The sequence below is a fragment of the Actinomycetospora lemnae genome, assembly GCF_028737315.1.
Classification (GTDB): domain Bacteria; phylum Actinomycetota; class Actinomycetes; order Mycobacteriales; family Pseudonocardiaceae; genus Actinomycetospora; species Actinomycetospora lemnae.
Window position 1 is genome coordinate 16037 of record NZ_JAQZAO010000024.1, and the last position, 17253, is coordinate 33289.

17 protein-coding genes and 1 pseudogene are annotated in these 17253 nt (G+C 75.9%); 5 read left to right on the forward strand and 13 right to left on the reverse strand.

Annotated elements, in window-relative coordinates; all coding sequences use genetic code 11:
* Positions 1 to 70: 70 nt before the first annotated feature.
* Positions 71 to 1423: an enterobactin transporter EntS gene (gene entS, locus PGB27_RS29060; protein WP_274203944.1), complete on the forward strand. Its 1353-nt coding sequence runs from the start codon at positions 71 to 73 to the stop codon at positions 1421 to 1423.
* A 110-nt stretch (positions 1424 to 1533) separates the two neighbouring features.
* Here entS and PGB27_RS29065 read toward each other — a convergent pair whose 3' ends face one another.
* The 13 genes and pseudogenes from PGB27_RS29065 to PGB27_RS29125 all read right to left on the reverse strand — a co-directional run bounded on the left by PGB27_RS29065 (position 1534) and on the right by PGB27_RS29125 (position 12647).
* Positions 1534 to 2391: a siderophore-interacting protein gene (locus tag PGB27_RS29065; RefSeq protein WP_274203945.1), complete on the reverse strand. Its 858-nt coding sequence runs from the start codon at positions 2389 to 2391 to the stop codon at positions 1534 to 1536.
* 34 nt (positions 2392 to 2425) lie between these two features.
* On the reverse strand, positions 2426 to 2653 hold the full coding sequence (locus PGB27_RS29070; protein ID WP_274203946.1) for an MbtH family protein: 228 nt from the start codon (positions 2651 to 2653) through the stop codon (positions 2426 to 2428).
* 34 nt (positions 2654 to 2687) lie between these two features.
* Complete coding sequence (locus tag PGB27_RS29075; protein ID WP_274203947.1) at positions 2688 to 2930, reverse strand: phosphopantetheine-binding protein; 243 nt, start codon at positions 2928 to 2930, stop codon at positions 2688 to 2690.
* A gap of 71 nt (positions 2931 to 3001) precedes the next feature.
* Entirely contained in the window at positions 3002 to 3859 is an 858-nt protein-coding gene (locus tag PGB27_RS29080; protein WP_274203948.1) for an ABC transporter ATP-binding protein, read from the reverse strand.
* Entirely contained in the window at positions 3856 to 4896 is a 1041-nt protein-coding gene (locus PGB27_RS29085; RefSeq protein ID WP_274203949.1) for a FecCD family ABC transporter permease, read from the reverse strand. The genes PGB27_RS29080 and PGB27_RS29085 overlap by 4 nt, the downstream gene beginning before the upstream one ends.
* 8 nt (positions 4897 to 4904) lie before the next feature.
* A complete protein-coding gene (locus tag PGB27_RS29090; RefSeq protein ID WP_408630141.1) occupies positions 4905 to 5975 on the reverse strand; it encodes a FecCD family ABC transporter permease in 1071 nt (356 codons plus the stop codon).
* Positions 5972 to 6664 (reverse strand): isochorismatase family protein, encoded by a 693-nt coding sequence (locus PGB27_RS29095; protein ID WP_274203950.1) that lies wholly within the window; start codon positions 6662 to 6664, stop codon positions 5972 to 5974. The genes PGB27_RS29090 and PGB27_RS29095 overlap by 4 nt, the downstream gene beginning before the upstream one ends.
* Positions 6661 to 8385 (reverse strand): (2,3-dihydroxybenzoyl)adenylate synthase, encoded by a 1725-nt coding sequence (locus tag PGB27_RS29100; protein WP_274203951.1) that lies wholly within the window; start codon positions 8383 to 8385, stop codon positions 6661 to 6663. Before PGB27_RS29100 ends, PGB27_RS29095 begins: the two co-directional genes overlap by 4 nt.
* The gene (locus PGB27_RS29105) at positions 8382 to 9671 is read right to left on the reverse strand and encodes an isochorismate synthase (protein WP_274203952.1); all 1290 of its coding nucleotides are present in this window, start codon (positions 9669 to 9671) and stop codon (positions 8382 to 8384) included. The genes PGB27_RS29100 and PGB27_RS29105 overlap by 4 nt, the downstream gene beginning before the upstream one ends.
* Positions 9672 to 9727: 56 nt before the next feature.
* Complete coding sequence (locus tag PGB27_RS29110) at positions 9728 to 10504, reverse strand: SDR family NAD(P)-dependent oxidoreductase (protein ID WP_274203953.1); 777 nt, start codon at positions 10502 to 10504, stop codon at positions 9728 to 9730.
* Positions 10501 to 11928, reverse strand: coding sequence for a lysine N(6)-hydroxylase/L-ornithine N(5)-oxygenase family protein (locus PGB27_RS29115; protein ID WP_274203960.1), 1428 nt, complete (start codon positions 11926 to 11928; stop codon positions 10501 to 10503). Before PGB27_RS29115 ends, PGB27_RS29110 begins: the two co-directional genes overlap by 4 nt.
* A 222-nt stretch (positions 11929 to 12150) precedes the next feature.
* Positions 12151 to 12276 (reverse strand): annotated as a pseudogene (locus PGB27_RS29540) (iron chelate uptake ABC transporter family permease subunit); the annotation flags it as partial.
* Positions 12216 to 12647: an iron chelate uptake ABC transporter family permease subunit gene (locus tag PGB27_RS29125; protein WP_274203954.1), complete on the reverse strand. Its 432-nt coding sequence runs from the start codon at positions 12645 to 12647 to the stop codon at positions 12216 to 12218. The pseudogene PGB27_RS29540 and the gene PGB27_RS29125, both read right to left, overlap by 61 nt.
* Positions 12648 to 12821: 174 nt before the next feature.
* Between PGB27_RS29125 and PGB27_RS29130 the strand changes: the two genes are divergently transcribed.
* From PGB27_RS29130 to PGB27_RS29145, 4 genes are all read left to right on the forward strand, one after another.
* Positions 12822 to 13289: a BLUF domain-containing protein gene (locus PGB27_RS29130; protein WP_274203955.1), complete on the forward strand. Its 468-nt coding sequence runs from the start codon at positions 12822 to 12824 to the stop codon at positions 13287 to 13289.
* Positions 13290 to 13348: 59 nt separating this feature from the next.
* Positions 13349 to 14113, forward strand: coding sequence for a class I SAM-dependent methyltransferase (locus tag PGB27_RS29135; RefSeq protein WP_274203956.1), 765 nt, complete (start codon positions 13349 to 13351; stop codon positions 14111 to 14113).
* A gap of 243 nt (positions 14114 to 14356) precedes the next feature.
* On the forward strand, positions 14357 to 15922 hold the full coding sequence (locus PGB27_RS29140; RefSeq protein ID WP_274203957.1) for a 1,4-alpha-glucan branching protein domain-containing protein: 1566 nt from the start codon (positions 14357 to 14359) through the stop codon (positions 15920 to 15922).
* A 76-nt stretch (positions 15923 to 15998) separates the two neighbouring features.
* Positions 15999 to 17231, forward strand: a complete 1233-nt coding sequence (locus tag PGB27_RS29145; protein WP_274203958.1) for a glycosyltransferase family 4 protein — start codon at positions 15999 to 16001, stop codon at positions 17229 to 17231.
* Positions 17232 to 17253 lie beyond the last annotated feature (22 nt).

Sequence of the window (17253 nt, forward strand, 5' to 3'; positions counted from 1 at the left end):
GCTGCCGCCCGCTGCGGTATGGATAGCCTCACCTATTGCCCTGGCACATGGCCTCGGAAGGGAGGTGCGGGTGCGGGCCTCGCGGCTGATGATCGACCTGTCCCCGTTGCGGTCGAGCCCGGCGTTCCGGCTGGTGTTCTCGGCGCGGGTCGTCTCGTTGCTCGGCATCGCCCTCACCACGGTGGGCGTGCCCTGGCAGGTCTTCGAGATGACCCGCTCGTCGCTGCAGGTCAGCGTCGCGAGCGCCGTCGTCGGCACCACGACCCTCGCCGGCACGCTCGCCGGCGGCGTCATCGCCGACCGCGTCGACCGGCGCACCGTCATCCTGCTCTCGCGCGGCGGGGCGACCCTCGTCTTCGCCGTCCTCGCGCTCAACGCGGCCGTCGCGACGCCCCAGCTCTGGCTGATCTACCTCTGCGTGGGCCTCAACGGCGCGACGGCGGTCAGCCAGTCGGCGCTGATGGCCGTGACGCCCGCGATCGTCGAGCGCGAGCAGCTCGCCGCGGCCGGGGCGCTCGTCGCCCTGTCGACGCAGGTCGGCGCGGTGGTCGGGCCGTCGCTGGCCGGCCTGCTCATCGCCGGGCCGGGGCTCGCGGTGAACTACGCGCTCTGCGCGCTGGGGTCGCTGATCACCACCACCCTGCTGTGGTTCCTGCCCTCGCTGCCCCCGCAGGGCGCGCCGACCGCGCGCCCGCTGCGCTCCATCGCCGAGGGCGCGTCGTTCGTCGCCCGGAACCGGGTCGTGCGCGGTGTGCTGCTCATCGACGTCGCCGCGATGGTGTTCGCGCTGCCCTACGTGCTGTTCCCACAGCTCGTCATCGAGGTCTTCGGCGCCGGACCCGAGGCCGCCGGCCTGCTCTACACCGCGCCCGCCGTCGGCGCGATGATCGCGGCCCTGACCAGCGGCTGGACCACCCACGTGCACCGCTCCGGGCGCGTCCTCGTGGTCGCGGTCCTGCTCTACGGCGCGGCCATCGCGGGCGTCGGGCTCGCGGGCTCGCTGCCCCTGGCGCTCGGGTTCCTCGTCGTCGCCGGGGCCTGCGACATGATCTCCGAGGTCCTCCGCCGCGCCCTGCTCGCGCACTGCACGCCCGACCACCTGCAGGGCCGCGTCTCCAGCGTCTGGCTCGCCCAGGCCACCGTCGGGCCGTCCGCGGGCGGCGTCGAGGCGGGCGTCGCGTCCCGCCTGCTCGGCCCCGGCCCGGCGGTCGCCGCGGGCGGCGCGGTGTGCGTCGTCGCCACCGCGGCCCTCGCCGCGTCGCTGCCCCCGCTGCGCCGCGTGAGCCTGCGCGACGACGAGTGGGCCGCCCACCCCACCGGGGTGCCCGAGCACTCGCCACTGGAGCCCGAGGTGGAGATCGAGCCGTCCGGCGACGTCGAGTCCGACGCCGAGATCGAGGAGACCGAGGGCGAGCGCCGCTAGGGACCTCGCCGGCAGCACCCCGCGCCGAGGGGCACGTCCCGCAGGCCACGGAGCCCGTCGATCATGCCGAACGTGCCTCTCGGCGAGGCGCAGGAGAGGGACCGGCGGGCTCAGTCCTGGGCCGGGGCGTGATGGTCGTGGTTGACGACGCCGCGGCGCCAGTAGCCGTCGACGTCGTGGTCGCGCTGGTCGAGGTCGTCGCGCGCCTTCAGCATGCGGCGCACCGGACGCAACGCCCCGGCCTCGCCCGCGACCCACACGAAGCCACGGCCGTCGGGGAACGTGACCGCCGCGAGGGCGTCGTGCAGCAGCATCGCCTCGCCGGCCGGCACGCCGTCGCGGTGCAGCCAGTGCACGGTGACGTCGGCGTCGGAGGTGAGCTCCTGCTCCTCGGCCGCGTCGGCGACCTCGCAGAACACCTCGGCGCGCACGCCGGCGGGCAGCTCGGCGAGCCAGCGCCCGATCGCCGGCAGCGCCGTCTCGTCGCCCGCGAGCACGTACCAGTCGAGGTCGTCGGCGACGATCTCCGAGCCGCGCGGGCCGAGCACGCCGACCTTGCAGCCCGCGCACGCCGCCGCGGCCCACGCCCCGGCCAGACCGCCGGCGTGCACCACCATGTCGACGTCGAGCTCGCCGGCCTCGCGGTCGAGGCGGCGCACGGTGTAGTCGCGGTAGTTGCGCGGGGTGCCCGCCGGCGGCGGCACCAGCCCGCGCTCGCCGACCGTCGGCATCACCGGCAGCTCCTCGCCCGGCGCGGGGAAGAAGAGCTTGACGTGGTCGGTGGCCGCGCCGGACGGCATGCCGGTGAAGTCGGCGGCGAGCGTCACCCGCGCCATCCGCGGCGTCAGACGCCGGACGCGCACGACCTCGGCGAGGCGGGGCGTCAGCTCGTGCAGGACCCGGCGGACCGGGTTGGGCGCTCCGTCGATCCACGACTGCCCGGTCGGGCGGGTCTCGACGCTCGTCATCGCTCTCCTCCTCGGCGTCCGGCCGGCGAGTGGATCAGGTGCTCCCGGCCGTGCGCTCGACGAGGCTGCGCGGCCGCAGGTCGGTCCAGTGCGTCTCGATGTACTCGACGCACGCCGCCCGGCTCTCGCCCTCGGGCGCCTCGCCCAGGACGACGGTCCAGCCGGCGGGCACGTCGGCGAAGACCGGCCACAGGCTGTGCTGGCCCTCGTCGTTGACCAGCACGAGGAACCGGCCGTCCTCGTCGTCGAAGGGGTTCGTCACGCGCGGGCTCCCGTCAGGTGTCGGATCGGGGACGTCAGGAACGGCCGAGCAGCCCCGCCCAGGCCTCGAGGGTGGGCGTCTCGGCGAGGTCGATGAAGCTCACCTCGGTGCCGTCGGCGCGCCACTCCTCCACCAGGCTCATGAGGCGGATGGAGTCGAGCCCCCGGTCGAGCAGGTCGTCGCCGTCGCCGATCGCCTCGGGCGGCTCGTCCAGGGCGCGGGCGACGTCGGTGCGCATCCGCTCGAGGTCGACACCGGATCCGTCCGGGCTGGCCACGGGCACGTCCTCTCCGTCGACGACTGCGAACCAGGAGCTGAGGCTAACCTAACCAGGGCGCGCGGGCAGTGTCAGGTGTCACCGAGCGCCCCGGACCCGACGGGGTCCTCGGCGCGGGCGCCCTCGCGGCGGTGCCGCCGGGTCTCGCGACCTGCGGGAACGATCATCGGGGTGCCCGTCTGCGGGTCCGGCACGACCTCGCAGGTGATCCCGAAGACCGTCCGGACGAGGTCCGCGTCGACGATCTCGCCCGGCGCGCCCTGGGCGACGATCCGGCCCTCGCGCATCGCGACGAGGTGGGTGGCGTAGCGGCAGGCCTGGTTGAGGTCGTGCAGCACCGCGACCAGCGTGCGCTCGCCGCCGGCGTGCAGGTCGGCGCACAGGTCGAGCACGTCGAGCTGGAAGGCGATGTCGAGGAAGGTCGTCGGCTCGTCGAGCAGCAGCAGCGGGGTCTGCTGCGCGAGCACCATGGCGATCCACACCCGCTGGCGCTGACCACCGGAGAGCTGGCCGACGTCGCGCTCGGCGAGCTCGATGACCCCGGTGGCCGCCATCGCGTCGCGCACCGCCTCCTCGTCGGTCACCGACCACTGCTTGAGCAGCGACTGGTGCGGATAGCGCCCGCGCGCGACGAGGTCGAGGGCGGTGATGCCGTCGGGCGCGGTCGGGCTCTGCGGGAGCAGCGCGAGCCGGCGCGCGACCTCCTTGGGCCCGTACGACGAGATCGGGCGATCGTCGAGCAGCACCCGGCCCGCCGCCGGCTTGATCATGCGCGCCAGGCCGCGCAGCAGGGTCGACTTGCCGCACGCGTTGGGCCCGACGACCACGGTGAAGGACCCGTCGGGGACGGCGACGTCGAGGTCGCGGATGACGGTGCGCTGCTCGTAGGCCAGCGTGACGCCCTCGGCCCGCAGCCGTGCTCCGGTCATCTGCCTGCCCTCCACTCCCTGGCCAGCAACCACACGAGGTAGAGCCCGCCGATGGCCGCGGTCATGGTGCCCGCGGGGAACTGGGTCGGCGCGGCGAGGCGCTGGCCGAGCACGTCGCCGGCGAGCAACAGCACCGCGCCCATGAGCCCGGCCGCCGCCATGCCCGGACCGGTGGTGCCGGTGACCCGGCGCGCGAGCTGCGGCGCGGCGAGCGCGACGAAGGCGATCGGGCCGACGGCGGCGGTCGCGACGCCGATGAGCGCGACGCCGACCAGCAGCGTCACCACCCGCGTGCGCTCGACGGTGACGCCGAGCCCGCGGGCCATGTCGTCGCCCATGCCCAGCAGGTCGAGGCGGCGGCTGCCCGCGATCGCGACCGGGACGAGCACCACCAGCGCGATCGCGACCGCCACCACCTCGGGCCAGCTGCGGCCGTTGAGCGTGCCGACCAGCCAGCTCTGCGCCGCGACCGCGGTGGACAGGTCGGTGCGCAGGATGAGGAAGTTGTTCAGCGCGGCGAGCACGGCGTTGACGCCGATGCCGACGAGCACCAGCCGGTAGCCGCCGACCGCGCCGCCGAGCAGGGCCTGGACGGCGAGCGCGGTGACCAGGGTGCCGACGATCGCCCCGATCGTGGTGCCCGCGGGCCCGCCGCCGACGACCACGATCGACACCAGCGCGCCGGTGGCCGCGCCCGTGGTGAAGCCGAGCAGGTCGGGGCTCGCGAGGTTGTTCCGGGCCAGCGACTGGAACACCGCACCGGCCACCCCGAGCGCCGCGCCCACAACGAGCGCGACCGCGACCCGCGGCAGGCGCAGCCCGAGCACGACGTACTGCTGGGCGCGCGAGCCGGTGCCGGTCAGCGCGCCGACGACCTGGCCGAGCGAGAGCTGGTAGTCGCCGAGGGTCAGCGCCACCGCCCCGAGGACGACGGCGACGACGAGCAGCACCACGACGCCGGTGACCGTGCGCGGGTGCACGCGCAGCGAGACCCGCGCGGTGCGCACGACGGGACCCGTGGGCAGGGTCGTGCTCACCGTCCTGCTCATAAGGCGACCACCCGCCGGCGCCGGGCGATGGCGAGGAACACCGGCGCGCCGACGAACGCCGTCACCACCCCGACCTCGAGCTCGGCGGGGATCGCCACCACGCGCCCGATGACGTCGGCGGCCACGACGAGCAGCCCGCCGAGCACCATCGACCACGGCACGACCCAGCGCTGGTCGGGCCCGGTGACCACGCGCGCCAGGTGCGGCACGGCGAGCCCGACGAAGGCGATCGGCCCGCACGCGGCGGTGGCGCCGCCGCACAGCAGCACGATCCCGATGCCGGTCAGCATCCGGATGCGCCCCACGCGCACGCCGAGCGCGCGGGCGGTCTCCTCACCGAGCGCCAGGGCGTTGAGGGCCCGCGCGAGCCCGAGCGCGAGCAGCCCCCCGACGACGAGGAACGGCAGCACCTGCAGCAGCGCCTGCGGGTCGCGCCCGGTCAGCGACCCGACGCGCCAGACCCGGAACTGGTCGAACGTGTTCGCGTCGACGAGCACCACGGCGTAGATCACGCCCTGCAGCGACGCGCCGATCGCCGTCCCGGCCAGCGCGAGGCGCGCGGGCGTGGCGCCGCTGCGGCCCGTCGCGCCGAGCAGGTAGACGAGCACGGCGACGATCGCGGCCCCGGCCAGCGAGAACCAGACGTAGCCGTTCAGCGTCGTGATCCCGAACAGCATGATCCCGGCGACGATCGCGGCCGATGCGCCCCAGTTCACGCCCAGGACGCCCGGGTCGGCGAGGGGGTTGCGGGTCAGCGCCTGCATCAGCGCGCCGGCCGCTCCGAGCGCGAGCCCGACCGCGAGCCCCAGCAGCGTGCGCGGCAGGCGCTGCTCGAGCACGATGACGGCGTCGGTGTCGGCGGGCCCCGACGGACCGTGCAGCAGCGCGTCCAGCACGACGCCCGGCGGGATGCCGCGGCTGCCCACCATGAGGCTCGCGACCGCCGCCACCGCGAGCAGCGCGACCGCGACGACGAGGCCGCCCGCACGCAGGCTCGTGGGCCGGGTCGGCGAGCGCTCGACCCCGGCACCGCGGTCCGATGTGGGCTCGGTGGGGGCCGCCGTCACGCCGGCGCCTCCCGGACGGCGGCAGGGGCGGCGGGGTCGGCGGCGTCGAGGGCCCGCAGCGCGTCGGTGGTGGCGAGGACGACGCCGGCGCGCTGGGCGGTCCAGGTCAGCGCCTGCTCGTGGTGGTCGCGGGAGAAGTCGGCGACGGCGTCGGCGACGAGGAACGGCTGCACGTCGCGCATGAAGGCGTCCACGGCCGTCACCATGCACCCGATGTGGGCGTAGATCCCCGTGATCACCAGCTGGTCACGGCCCCGGTCGGCGAGCATCTGCTCCAGCGGCGAGCGCTGGAACGCGCTGTAGCGCCACTTCGTCAGCACCTCGTCGCCCGGCGCGGGCGTGAGCTCGTCGACGATGGCGACGACGTCGGGGTCCTCGGTGTAGGCGGCCGCCGGGCCGCGGCCCCAGAAGTCGTCGAGCAGGCCGCGCTCGGCGGGCGGCTGCACCCCGGGCTGCGCGGTGTACACCACCGGCACGTCCAGCTCCCGGGCGCGCGTCGTCAGCGTCGCGATGTTCTCGATGACCCGGCTGACCGGCTCGTCGGTGCGCGAGAACGGCGCCAGGAAGTAGCGCTGCATGTCGTGCACGAGCAGCACCGCGCGGGCCGGGTCCGGCGACCAGTCCGGCCGGCTCGCCGGCAGCTCGTGCGCCCGCGGCAGGGCGTAGGGCGCGATCGACGGCAGGCTCACGAACGGCTCTCCTTCCCGGTCTCCACGCGCAGGTGGTCGGCCAGCGCCGACCGCAGCGCGCGACGGCTGGTCTTGCCCACCCCGGTGGCGGGGAACGCGTCGACGACCTCGACGACGTCGGGCACCTTGTAGGCCGCGACGCCGCGCTCGCGCACGAACCGGCGCAGCGCGGCCGAGCCCGGCGGCTCCCGGTCGGGCACGGCGACGACGAAGGCGTGGGTGCGCTCACCGAGGAAGTCGTCGGGCACGCCGACGATCGCGGCGTCGACGACGTCGGGGTGGGCCAGCAGGTGGTTCTCCACCTCCTCGGCCGCGATCTTCTCCCCGCCCCGGTTGATCTGCTCCTTGACCCGCCCGGACACGACCACGTTCCCGCCCGGGTCGAGGCGCACGAGGTCGCCCGTGCGGTAGAAGCCGTCCGCGGTGAACGCCGACGCGTTGTGCTCCTCGGCGCGGTAGTAGCCGCGGATGGTGTACGGACCGCGGGTCAGCAGCGCGCCGACCTCCCCCGGCGCGACCTCGCGCTCGTCCGGGTCGTCGGGGTCGACGACGCGCAGCTCGTCGTCCGGCGAGATCGGCCGGCCCTGGCTGTGCAGGACGACGTCGTCGGGGTCGTCGAGGCGGGTGTAGTTGACCAGCCCCTCGGCCATGCCGAACACCTGCTGCAGCCGCGCGCCCAGCGCCGGCGTGATCCTCCGCGCCAGCTCGGGCGCGCACTTGGCCCCGCCGACCTGCAGCACCTCGAGGCTCGACAGGTCCCGTCGTGATCGGCTGTCGTCGGCCCGGCTCCGCTCCGCTGCGCGGGTGGCGGCCTGCACCCACGCCGCCGCGAGCGGCGGCACCACCGCGGCGATCGTCACCCGCTCGGTCTCGATCAGCCCGAAGCACGTGTCGGCGTCGGGCGAGGGCGCGAGCACGGCGGTGCCGCCCGCGTGCACGACCCCGAGCAGCCCGGGCGAGCTCATCGTGAAGTTGTGCGCGGCCGGCAGCGCGGCGAGGTAGACGGTCTCCGGCCCCAGCTCGCAGATCTCCGCGCTCGCCCGGACGCTGTAGAGGTAGTCGTCGTGCGTGCGCGGGATGAGCTTCGGCAGCCCCGTCGTCCCGCCCGAGAGCTGCAGGAACGCCACCGACGACGGGTCGGCGTCGTCGCCGGGCAGCGTGTCCGGCGGCGTGCGGCGCAGCGACGACAGCGACAGCCGGCCGGCGACGGGCTCGGCGCCCGGGGCGTCGGCGACGACGACGTGGCGCACGGAGTCGACCTCCGCGGCGATCGCCTGCGCCGCCGCGGCGTGGTCGAACCGGTCGTGGCGCCCCGCGGTGACGATCGCGACGGCCTCGGCGTGCTCGGCGAAGTAGCGGATCTCGCTCTCGCGGTGGGCGGGGAGCGCGAAGACCGGCAGCGCGCCGAGCCGGAACAGCGCGAACACCGTCTCCACGTACGCGGGCACGTTCGGCAGCCAGACGACCACCCGGTCGCCGGGCGCCACCCCGATCTCCGCGAGCCCCGCGGCGAGCCCGCGCGCCCGGGCGTCGAGCTCGGCGTAGGTCCAGCGCTCGGCGCCCGACGGGCCGGTGCCGACGACGGCCATGCGCGCTCCGTGGTCGGCGACGGCCGCGTCGAGCAGGGCGGGGAAGGTCTGGCCCGTCCAGTACCCGGCCGCGCGGTAGCGCTCCGCGGCCTCGGGCGGGTAGGGCACGACACCGTCAGCAACGGCCGTCACGGTGTCGCCTCCAGCCCCAGCGCGGTGAGCAGGGTGCGGAACTTCGCGCCGGTCTCGGCGAGCTCGGCCTCGGGCCGGGAGCCCTCGACGATCCCGGCCCCGGCGAACACCGTCGCCACGCGCCCGGCGACCTCGGCGCAGCGGATGGCGAGGGCCCACTCGCCGTCGCCCTCGGCGTCGCACCAGCCGACGAGCCCCGCGTACCAGCCGCGGTCGAACTCCTCGAGCTCGGCGATCACCTCGCGCGCCACCGGCGTGGGCTCGCCGCCCACGGCGGGCGTCGGGTGCAGCGCCTCGGCGAGCTCGAGCGAGGACGGCGCGGGGTCGCGCAGCCGGCCCTCGATGCGGGTGGCGAGGTGCCACAGCGCCGAGGTCCGGGTCAGGCTCGGGCTCGCGGGGACGTCCAGCGACGTGCAGTAGGGCGCGAGCCGCTCGGCCACGCGCTCGACGACCAGGGCGTGCTCGCGGTGGTCCTTCGTCGACGCCGCGAGCGCCTCGCCGCGGCGGGCGTCCTCGTCGGGATCGGGGCTGCGCGGCGCGGTGCCGGCCAGCGGCTGGGAGAGCACGGTGTGGCCGCGGCGGGACACGAGCAGCTCCGGGCTCGCGCCGAGCAGGGTCCGGCGCGGCGCTGCCGGGTCCACCGGTGCTGCGTCCTCGACGTCGGCCGCGAACGCGTAGCCCGCCGGGTTGCGGGCCGCGAGGCGCTCGAGCAGGGCGGTGACGTCGACGTCCTCGGGCGCGGTCAGCGTCGCCGACCGCGCGAGCACGACCTTCGTCAGGCGCCCCTCGTCGATCATCTCCAGGGCCCGGCGCACGGCCGCGGCGTAGCGCGGGGGCGGCGGCTCGGCCCGGTAGTCCCAGCGGGTGCCGATCGACGCCGGCGCCGACGGCGGAGCGGTCAGCGGCGGGGCGGCGGGCGCCTCGTCGACGGTGGGCCGCACGGTCGGCGAGCGCTCGACCCGGGCGGGCACGACGAGGCGCGCGCGGCCGGACGCGAACCCGACCGCGCCCACGACCAGCGGGTCCGGGTTCCCCGCCTCGCGCTCCGCGGCGAGCGTGGCGACGGCGGCGACGCCCACGCTGGCTCCGGGCTCCTCGGGGACGCGCGCCCGCACCCCGGCGGTGCGCAGCGTGGTGTCCTGGGTGGAGAAGAGGAACGCCCCCGGTGCCGAGCCGGGTGCCGGCAGGGGCTCGGGCGCCGGCACCGAGATGGCGCCGCCGGGTGAGGCGACGGGGTCGTCGCCCGTCCCGGACTCCGGACCGGCGCTGGTCGGGATGCTGGTCATGGGGTCCTCTCACGGTGCGTGCCGAGCGGTCGGACGTACGGAGAACGGAGCGGGCTTTAGGGGCCCAGGGACGCGCCCCCGTCGACGTAGACGGTCTGCAGGGTCACGTGGCGGGCGGCGTCGGAGGCGAGGAACGCGACGACCTCGGCGACGTCCTCGGGTGCCGCGACCCGCCCCAGCGGGATGCCCGCCTTGAACGTCTCGGGTGATCCGGCGACGAGCGCGGCGTGGTCGGCGGGCAGGTCGCCCATCGCGTCCAGCATGGGCGTGTCGGTGGAGCCGGGGCAGACGACGTTGGCGCGCACGCCGCGCTCGGCGAGCTCGAGGCCGAGCACGCGGGTCACGGCGACCGCCGCCGCCTTCGACGCCGCGTAGGCGGCCATGCCCATCCGCGGGACGCCGGCGGCGTTCGAGGCGACCGTGACCACGGATCCCGCCCCGCGCTCGGCCAGCCGCGCGCCGACGGCCCGGCAGGCGTGCATGACGCCGGTGGCGTTGACGTCGAGGCAGCGCTGCCAGTCGGCGTCGTCCAGCTCGGTGACCCGGCCGACGGCCAGCACACCCGCGACGTTGACCAGGGTGCCCAGCGGCCCGAGGGCCACCTCGGCGGCGGCGACGGCCTCGTCCACCGCGGCGCGGTCGGTGACGTCGGCGGGCACCGCGACCGCGGTCCCGCCGTGCTCGCGCACCGCCGCCGCGGCCGCCTCCACGGCGTCGGCGTCGCGGTCGAGCAGCGCGACCGGCGTGCCGCCGTCGGCGAGGCGGTGGCAGACCGCGCGGCCGATCCCGCCCGCGCCGCCGGTGACGAGCGCCGCTCCCGGAGGACCGGTCACGACGTCACCACGCCCGGGTCCCCCCACCCCGGCCCGACGGTGGCGGGCTCGCCGGCCTGGTCGTGGGCGACCGGCAGGTCCGGGGTGGGGCGCCGGTGGCCGAGCACCGAGTCGAGGATCTCGCCGGCGCGCACGGCCGTCGTCGACAGCAGCGTCGAGCTGATGCCGTGGGTGTGCTCGGTCGGTCCCTGCAGGTAGACGCCGGCGTGCAGCGGGTCGACGGTGTGCAGGCGGTAGTCGCGCTCGACGAGCAGCTCGCCGTCCTCCGCGCGCCGGCACCACGCGCCCACGTCGCCGAGGAACGCGCTGGGGTCGATGGGGCGGTAGCCGGTGGCGTAGACGACGACGTCGGCCGTGACCGTGCGCGCCTGCCCGGTCGGCAGGAACTCGATGTCGACGTCGATCGGGCCGACCTCGCTCGGGCGCACGTCGGCGACCCGGCAGGCGCCGTGCACGAACAGCCGCTGGGTGCCGCCGACCTGCTCCTGGTAGGCCCGCCGGTAGAGCTCCTGGATCAGCTCCGGGTCGACCACCGAGTAGTTCGTGTTCGCGTGGTAGTCCATGAGCATCTGCTTGACCTCGCCGGAGGCCGCGTAGAAGTGGTCCACGGCCTCCGGGTCGAAGATCCGGTTGGCGAACGAGGTGTCGTCGGCCGGGCTGTAGCCGTAGCGCGAGAACACCGAGTGCACCTCGGCCGCGTCCTCGCGCTCGTGCAGGTGGCTCGTGGTCTCCGCCGCGCTCTGGCCCGCGCCCACGACGACGAAGCGCCGCGAGTGCCGCGGGCCGTACCCGAGCTCGCGCAGACGCGGCAGCAGCTCGCTGTTGTGCCAGACGCACGGGCCGCGCTGGACCCCCGCCGGCAGCCACGGCACGAGTCCGGTGGCGAGCACGAGGTTGCGGGTGCGCACGACCCGCGCGGTCGACGCGTCGCCGTCGGCGTCGCGCAGCACGACGTCGAGCTGCTCGACGGTCCCGTCCGGGCCGGTCACCGGCTGCACGCCGACGGCCCGCGTCCCGTACGACACGAGGTGGCGCACGTCCGCGGCGCACCACTCGAGGTAGTCGTGGAACTCGACCCGCGACGGGAACATCGTCTTGGTGTTGATGAAGTCGGCGAGCCGGCCCTGGCCCTGCAGGTAGTTGAGGAACGAGCGGGGGCTGGTCGGGTCCCGCATCGTCACCAGGTCCTTGAGGAAGGACACCTGCATGGTGGCGCCCTCGAGCAGCATCCCCCGGTGCCACCCGAAGGCGGCCTGCTGGTCGACGAACGCGGCGCGGAGGCGGCCCTCGCCGGTGGCCGACCGCTCGTTGTGCTCCTGGACCGCCAGGGCCAGCGCGAGGTTCGACGGCCCGAACCCCACGCCCAGGACGTCGACGACGTCCACGTCATCGTCGGCACCGGCCCGCCCCGGCTCGCGACTCATCGCTCTCCTCGCCGTCGACGCAAGATCGTTAGGAGACCCTAACCTAACTCCTACGAACCGGGCGACGTGAGTGTCGGCCCGGCCACACCCGGTGACCGGGCGCTCACGGCGTGGTGCTGTCCGGCGCCGGATGGGGGCGACGAAGAACGGCGCCCCGATGCCGAGCACGGTGCCGAGCACGATGCCGAGCACGATGCCGACGGCCAGCTCGGCGGGGCGCACGACGAGGCGCCCGACGACGTCGGCGGCGAGCACGGGGACCGCGCCGACGAGCGCGGCCAGCGGGATCAGCCGCCCGTGCGCCGGGCCGACCAGCGAGCACACGACGTGCGGGGCGACGAGGCCCACGAACCCGATCGGCCCGGCGACCGCCACCGACGCCCCGGTGCGCTGTGACCGCGGCCAGCCCGACGACCCGTGCCCGCGCCACGTCCTGCCCGAGTCCGCGCGCTGTCCTCGCCGAGGGCGAGCACGTCGAGCGCGCGGACGTCGGCGAACGCCAGGACCGTCCCGGCGAGCACGAACGGCAGGACCTGCAGGGTCAGCGTCGACCCGCGGTCGTCGAGCGCGCCGGCCGCCCAGAACCGGTGGGCGTCGAGCGAGGGGCCGTCGCCCAGCACCATCGCCGCGGTGAGCGCGAGCAGCAGCTCCGAGACCGCGAGCCCGGCGAGCGCCGGCGTCACCGGGGTCGGCCCGCCTTGTGCCAGCGGTGCGTCCACGCTGGCACTCAAGGCCAGGATCGCCACATCCTCGACCTGGCGACACGCCGGGCACCGCGACGACGCCGCGGTCGTCCGTGTACGGACAAGTGTGATCGAGGTCACCATGCGCTAGCCTGCGGGCGTCCCGCGACCGACACCAGCGCCGGCCGCGAGCGACCGAGGAGGAACGCCATGGCGGATCCGGCGACGTCAGGAGCGGTCTTCCGCTTGATCTACAGCAGTCACCTGCGCGTCCCGCCGCACGAGCGCAAGGCCCAGCTCGGCGCCATCTTCTCGACGGCGCGGTCGAACAACAGCCGGCAGGGCGTGACGGGCGCGCTGCTGGTGTGGCACGACAACATCGTGCAGGCCCTCGAGGGCGACGAGGCCGTGGTCCGCGAGCTCTACGACACGATCCACCACGACCCGCGCCACGAGCGCGTCACCGTGCTCGAGGAGGGCACGGTGCCGGAGCGCGTCTTCGGGCGCTGGTCGATGGCGCGGGTGTCGGACGAGGACGACGAGCCCGACATCCCGCTGCTCATGAACCGCGACAAGGGCGGCATCTCGCCCGCCGCGCCCCGGCCGACCACCCCGGCGCAGGACGCCGTCGTGGCGACGATGCGCGAGTACGCGCGGGGGTCGGCCCAGCCCGCCTGACCACGCGCCGGTCCTCCTGCTGCACGGCCCCGGCACGGCGCTGCCACGATGGCCCGGCCATGACGCACACCGATGCCCCGCTCCCCCTCACCGGCGAGCGCACGGTCCCCGGGCTGGACGTCGAGAACTACTGGTTCCGCCGCCACGAGGCCGTCTACCTCGCGCTCGCGCCGGCGTGCCGGGAGGCCGTGGTGCTCGACGCCGGGGTCGGCGAGGGCTACGGGGCGGACCTCCTCGCGCGCACGGCCCGGCGGGTCGTCGGCCTCGAGCTGGACCCGGCGGTCGCGCGGCACGTGCGGAACCGATACCTGCGCGTGAGCACGGTCCGGGCCGACCTCCAGGCACTGCCGATGCCCGACGGCGGCGTCGACGCCGTCGTGACCCTGCAGGTCATCGAGCACCTGTGGGACCAGCCCGGCTTCCTCGCCGAGTGCGCCCGCGTCCTGCGCCCGGGTGGCCGGCTGTACTGCGCGACGCCCAACCGCCTGACCTTCTCCCCGGGCGCGGGCCCCGACGACCGCCCGCTCAACCCGTTCCACACCCGCGAGCTCACCGGACCCGAGCTGGCGTCGCTCGTGGCCGACGCCGGCCTCGAGGTCGAGGCCCTGCACGGCCTCCACCACGGCCCCACCCTGCAGGCCCTCGACGCCCGCCACGGCGGCTCGCTGATCGACGCGCAGATCGCCCTGGCGCTCTCCGGCGAGCCCTGGCCCGACGCGCTCGCCGCGGACGTCGCCGCCGTCACCGCGGCCGACTTCGACCTGCGCACCGACGACGTCGACGCCTCCCTCGATCTCCTGGTCACCGCCGTCCGGCCGACCTGAGGCCCGCGAGAGGCACGGTCGGCACGCCTCCGAGGTCGATGATCATGCGCGCCGTGCCCCTCGCGTCGCGACGAGCGCCCGCGCGCCGAGATGCGTACCGGCGAGGGGCGCCCCTCGCCCGTCTACCCGAGCGACGGGTCCCTTCGCTCCACTCCAGGTGCCCCGCCGACGCCTCGCTCGACCTCCTCGTCACCGCCGTCCGGCCCCGCTGAGAGACTCGGGCCGCCGACGAGAGGAGCGTGCTTGACCGCGGAACCGGTGGGCTCTTTCTGCCTCGTCCTGCACTCGCACCTGCCCTGGCTGCTGCGGCACGGGGCCTGGCCGGTCGGCGAGGACTGGCTCTACCAGGCCTGGGCGCACTCGTACCTCCCCGTCGTCGAGACCCTCGACCGGCTCGCCGCGCAGGGACACCGCGACCTGCTGACCCTCGGCGTCACGCCGGTCCTCGCCGCCCAGCTCGACCACCCCGCGGCGCTGCGCGCGATGCACACGTGGCTCGCCGACTGGCAGCTGCGCGCCCACGAGGCGCACGTGACGGACCCGGCCCTCGCCACGAGGGAGCACCGCGCCGCCGCCCACGCCCTCGAGATCTTCGAGCGCGACTGGCGACACGGCGGCTCGCCGGTGCTGCGCCGGCTCGCCGACGACGGGGTCGTGGAGCTGCTCGGCGGGCCCGCGACGCACCCGTTCGCCCCGCTCCTGCCCGGGCGCGTGCGCCGGTTCCTGCTCGACGCCGGGCTGCGCGACCACGCGCTGCGCCTGGGCCGGCGGGCCGCCGGCATCTGGGCGCCCGAGTGCGGCTACGCCCCCGGCCTGGAGCAGGACTACGCGGCGGCGGGCGTCGAGCGCTTCCTCGTCGACGGGCCGGCGATGCGCGGGGACACCGCCACCGCGCGCCCCGTCGACGGCACCGACGTCGTCGCCTTCGGGCGCGACCTCGAGGTGACCTACCGCGTCTGGTCCCCGCGCGCGGGCTACCCCGGTGGGCCGGACTACCGCGACTTCCACACCTTCGACCACGCCACCGGCCTCAAGCCCGCGCGCGTCACCGGTCGCCGCGTCGCCCCACAGGACAAGAAGCCCTACGACCCCGCCCGCGCTGCCGCGGCCGTCGCGCGGGACGCGGCGGACTTCGTCGCGGTCGTCCGGGCCCGGCTCGACGACCTGCGCCGACGTCACGGACGCCCCGGGCTCGTCGTCAGCGCCTTCGACACCGAGCTCTTCGGGCACTGGTGGCACGAGGGGCCGGACTGGCTCGCGGCCGTGCTCACCGCGCTGCCGGCGGCCGGGGTCCGGGTGACGACGCTGCGCGGCGCGGTCGAGGCCGGGCACGTCGGCGAGCCGGTGGTGCTGCCGGCGTCCTCGTGGGGGTCGGGCAAGGACTGGCGGGTGTGGGACGGGGCCGTCGAACCAGCGGTGCGGGACGTGGTGGCCGACAACGCCGACGTCGCCACGCGCCTGCTCGCCGCCGTCGACGGGGCCGCGCCGACCGCCGGCCGCGACGCCACCCTCGACGCGCTGGCGACCCAGGCCGCGCTGGCGCTGTCGAGCGACTGGGCGTTCATGGTCACCAAGGACTCGGCCGCGCACTACGCCCGGCGCCGCGCGGCCGAGCACCGCGACCGCGTCCGCGAGCTCACCGACCTCCTGCCCGCCGGCCGCCACGCCGAGGCCGCCGCCCGCGCCGCGGCGTTCTCGGCCCAGGACGACGTGTTCGGACGGCTCGACGCCCGGGGCCTGCGGCGTCACGCGAGCGGTGACCACCGTCGCACCGCCCCGACCTACTCCGGAGTAGGGTCGCTCGCCTGATTGGTCAGCGAAGTGCCGTCGCAGACACTCAACGTCCGTATCGGTACTTCGATCACGAACGGGAGGCGCCCGCGGCGTGCGCGTGCTGATGCTGTCCTGGGAGTACCCGCCGGTCGTGGTCGGCGGGCTCGGGCGGCACGTGCACGCGCTGGCCACGGCCCTCGGGGACGCGGGCCACGACGTCGTCGTCGTCGCGCGCCACCCCGCCGGGACCGACGCCGAGACGCACCCCACGACGCTGGAGCGGGTCGGCCCGGTGCGCGTGCTGCGCGTCGCCGAGGACCCGCCGCACCTGGAGTTCGTGCGCGACCTCGTCGCGTGGACCCTCGGGATCGGGCACGCGATGCTCCGCGCGGCGGCGACGCTGCTGCGCGACTGGACCCCCGACGTCGTCCACGCCCACGACTGGCTCGTCGCGCACGGGGCGATCGCGCTCGCGGACCTGACCGGCGCGCCGCTGGTCGCGACCCTGCACGCCACCGAGGCCGGGCGGCACGGTGGCTGGCTCTCCCAGCCGCTCAACCAGCAGGTGCACTCCGTGGAGTGGTGGCTCGCCCGGCGCGCCGACGCCGTCGTCACCTGCTCGCAGGCGATGCGCGCGGAGGTCTCGGGGCTCTTCGACCTCGACCCCGACGACCTCGCCGTCGTGCACAACGGGATCGACCCGGTCGGGTGGGAACGCACTGGGGCCGGAGAGCGCGGGGACGCGCCGATGCTCCTCTACCTCGGGCGCCTCGAGTGGGAGAAGGGCGTGCACGACCTCGTCGCCGCCCTGCCCGCGATCCGCCGCGCCCACCCGGGGACGACCCTCGCTGTCGCGGGGACCGGCTCCTGCTCCGACTGGCTCGCCGAGCGGGCGCGCGCGGCGCGGGTGCGCCGGTCGGTCAAGCTCCTCGGGCACGTCGACGACGCCGTCCTGCGCGACCTGCTCGCCCGCGCCGACGCCGCCGTGCTGCCCAGCCGCTACGAGCCCTTCGGCATCACCGCGCTCGAGGCGGCGGCGGCCGGCGCGCCGCTGGTCGCGTCACGGGCGGGCGGGCTGGGCGAGGTGGTCGTCGACGGCGTCACCGGGCTGTCGTTCGACCCCGGCGACGTGCCCGGGCTGGCACGAGCGGTGATCCGCTGCCTCGACGACCCCGACGCCGCACGCACCCGCGCCGACGCCGCCCGCGCGCGCCTCGACACCGACTTCGCCTGGCCGGCCATCGCGGACGACACCGCCGCGATCTACGCCGCCACGAGACCCGGCCCACCCCGCGTGCTGGGCCGCCCCAAGATCCCGACGGGGAACGTCTTCGGCCGCTCGTGAGCGGTCGTTGGGGAGCGTGGGG

Bases quoted from the DNA above. Each gene is read 5' to 3' on its own strand.
- PGB27_RS29065 (WP_274203945.1), bottom strand. From the start codon at position 2,391: ATGACGAGCGTCGAGACCCGCCCGACCGGGCAGTCGTGGATCGACGGA.
- PGB27_RS29080 (WP_274203948.1), bottom strand. From the start codon at position 3,859: ATGACCGGAGCACGGCTGCGGGCCGAGGGCGTCACGCTGGCCTACGAG.
- PGB27_RS29105 (WP_274203952.1), bottom strand. From the start codon at position 9,671: ATGACCAGCATCCCGACCAGCGCCGGTCCGGAGTCCGGGACGGGCGAC.
- PGB27_RS29115 (WP_274203960.1), bottom strand. From the start codon at position 11,928: ATGAGTCGCGAGCCGGGGCGGGCCGGTGCCGACGATGACGTGGACGTC.
- PGB27_RS29130 (WP_274203955.1), top strand. From the start codon at position 12,822: ATGGCGGATCCGGCGACGTCAGGAGCGGTCTTCCGCTTGATCTACAGC.
- PGB27_RS29135 (WP_274203956.1), top strand. From the start codon at position 13,349: ATGACGCACACCGATGCCCCGCTCCCCCTCACCGGCGAGCGCACGGTC.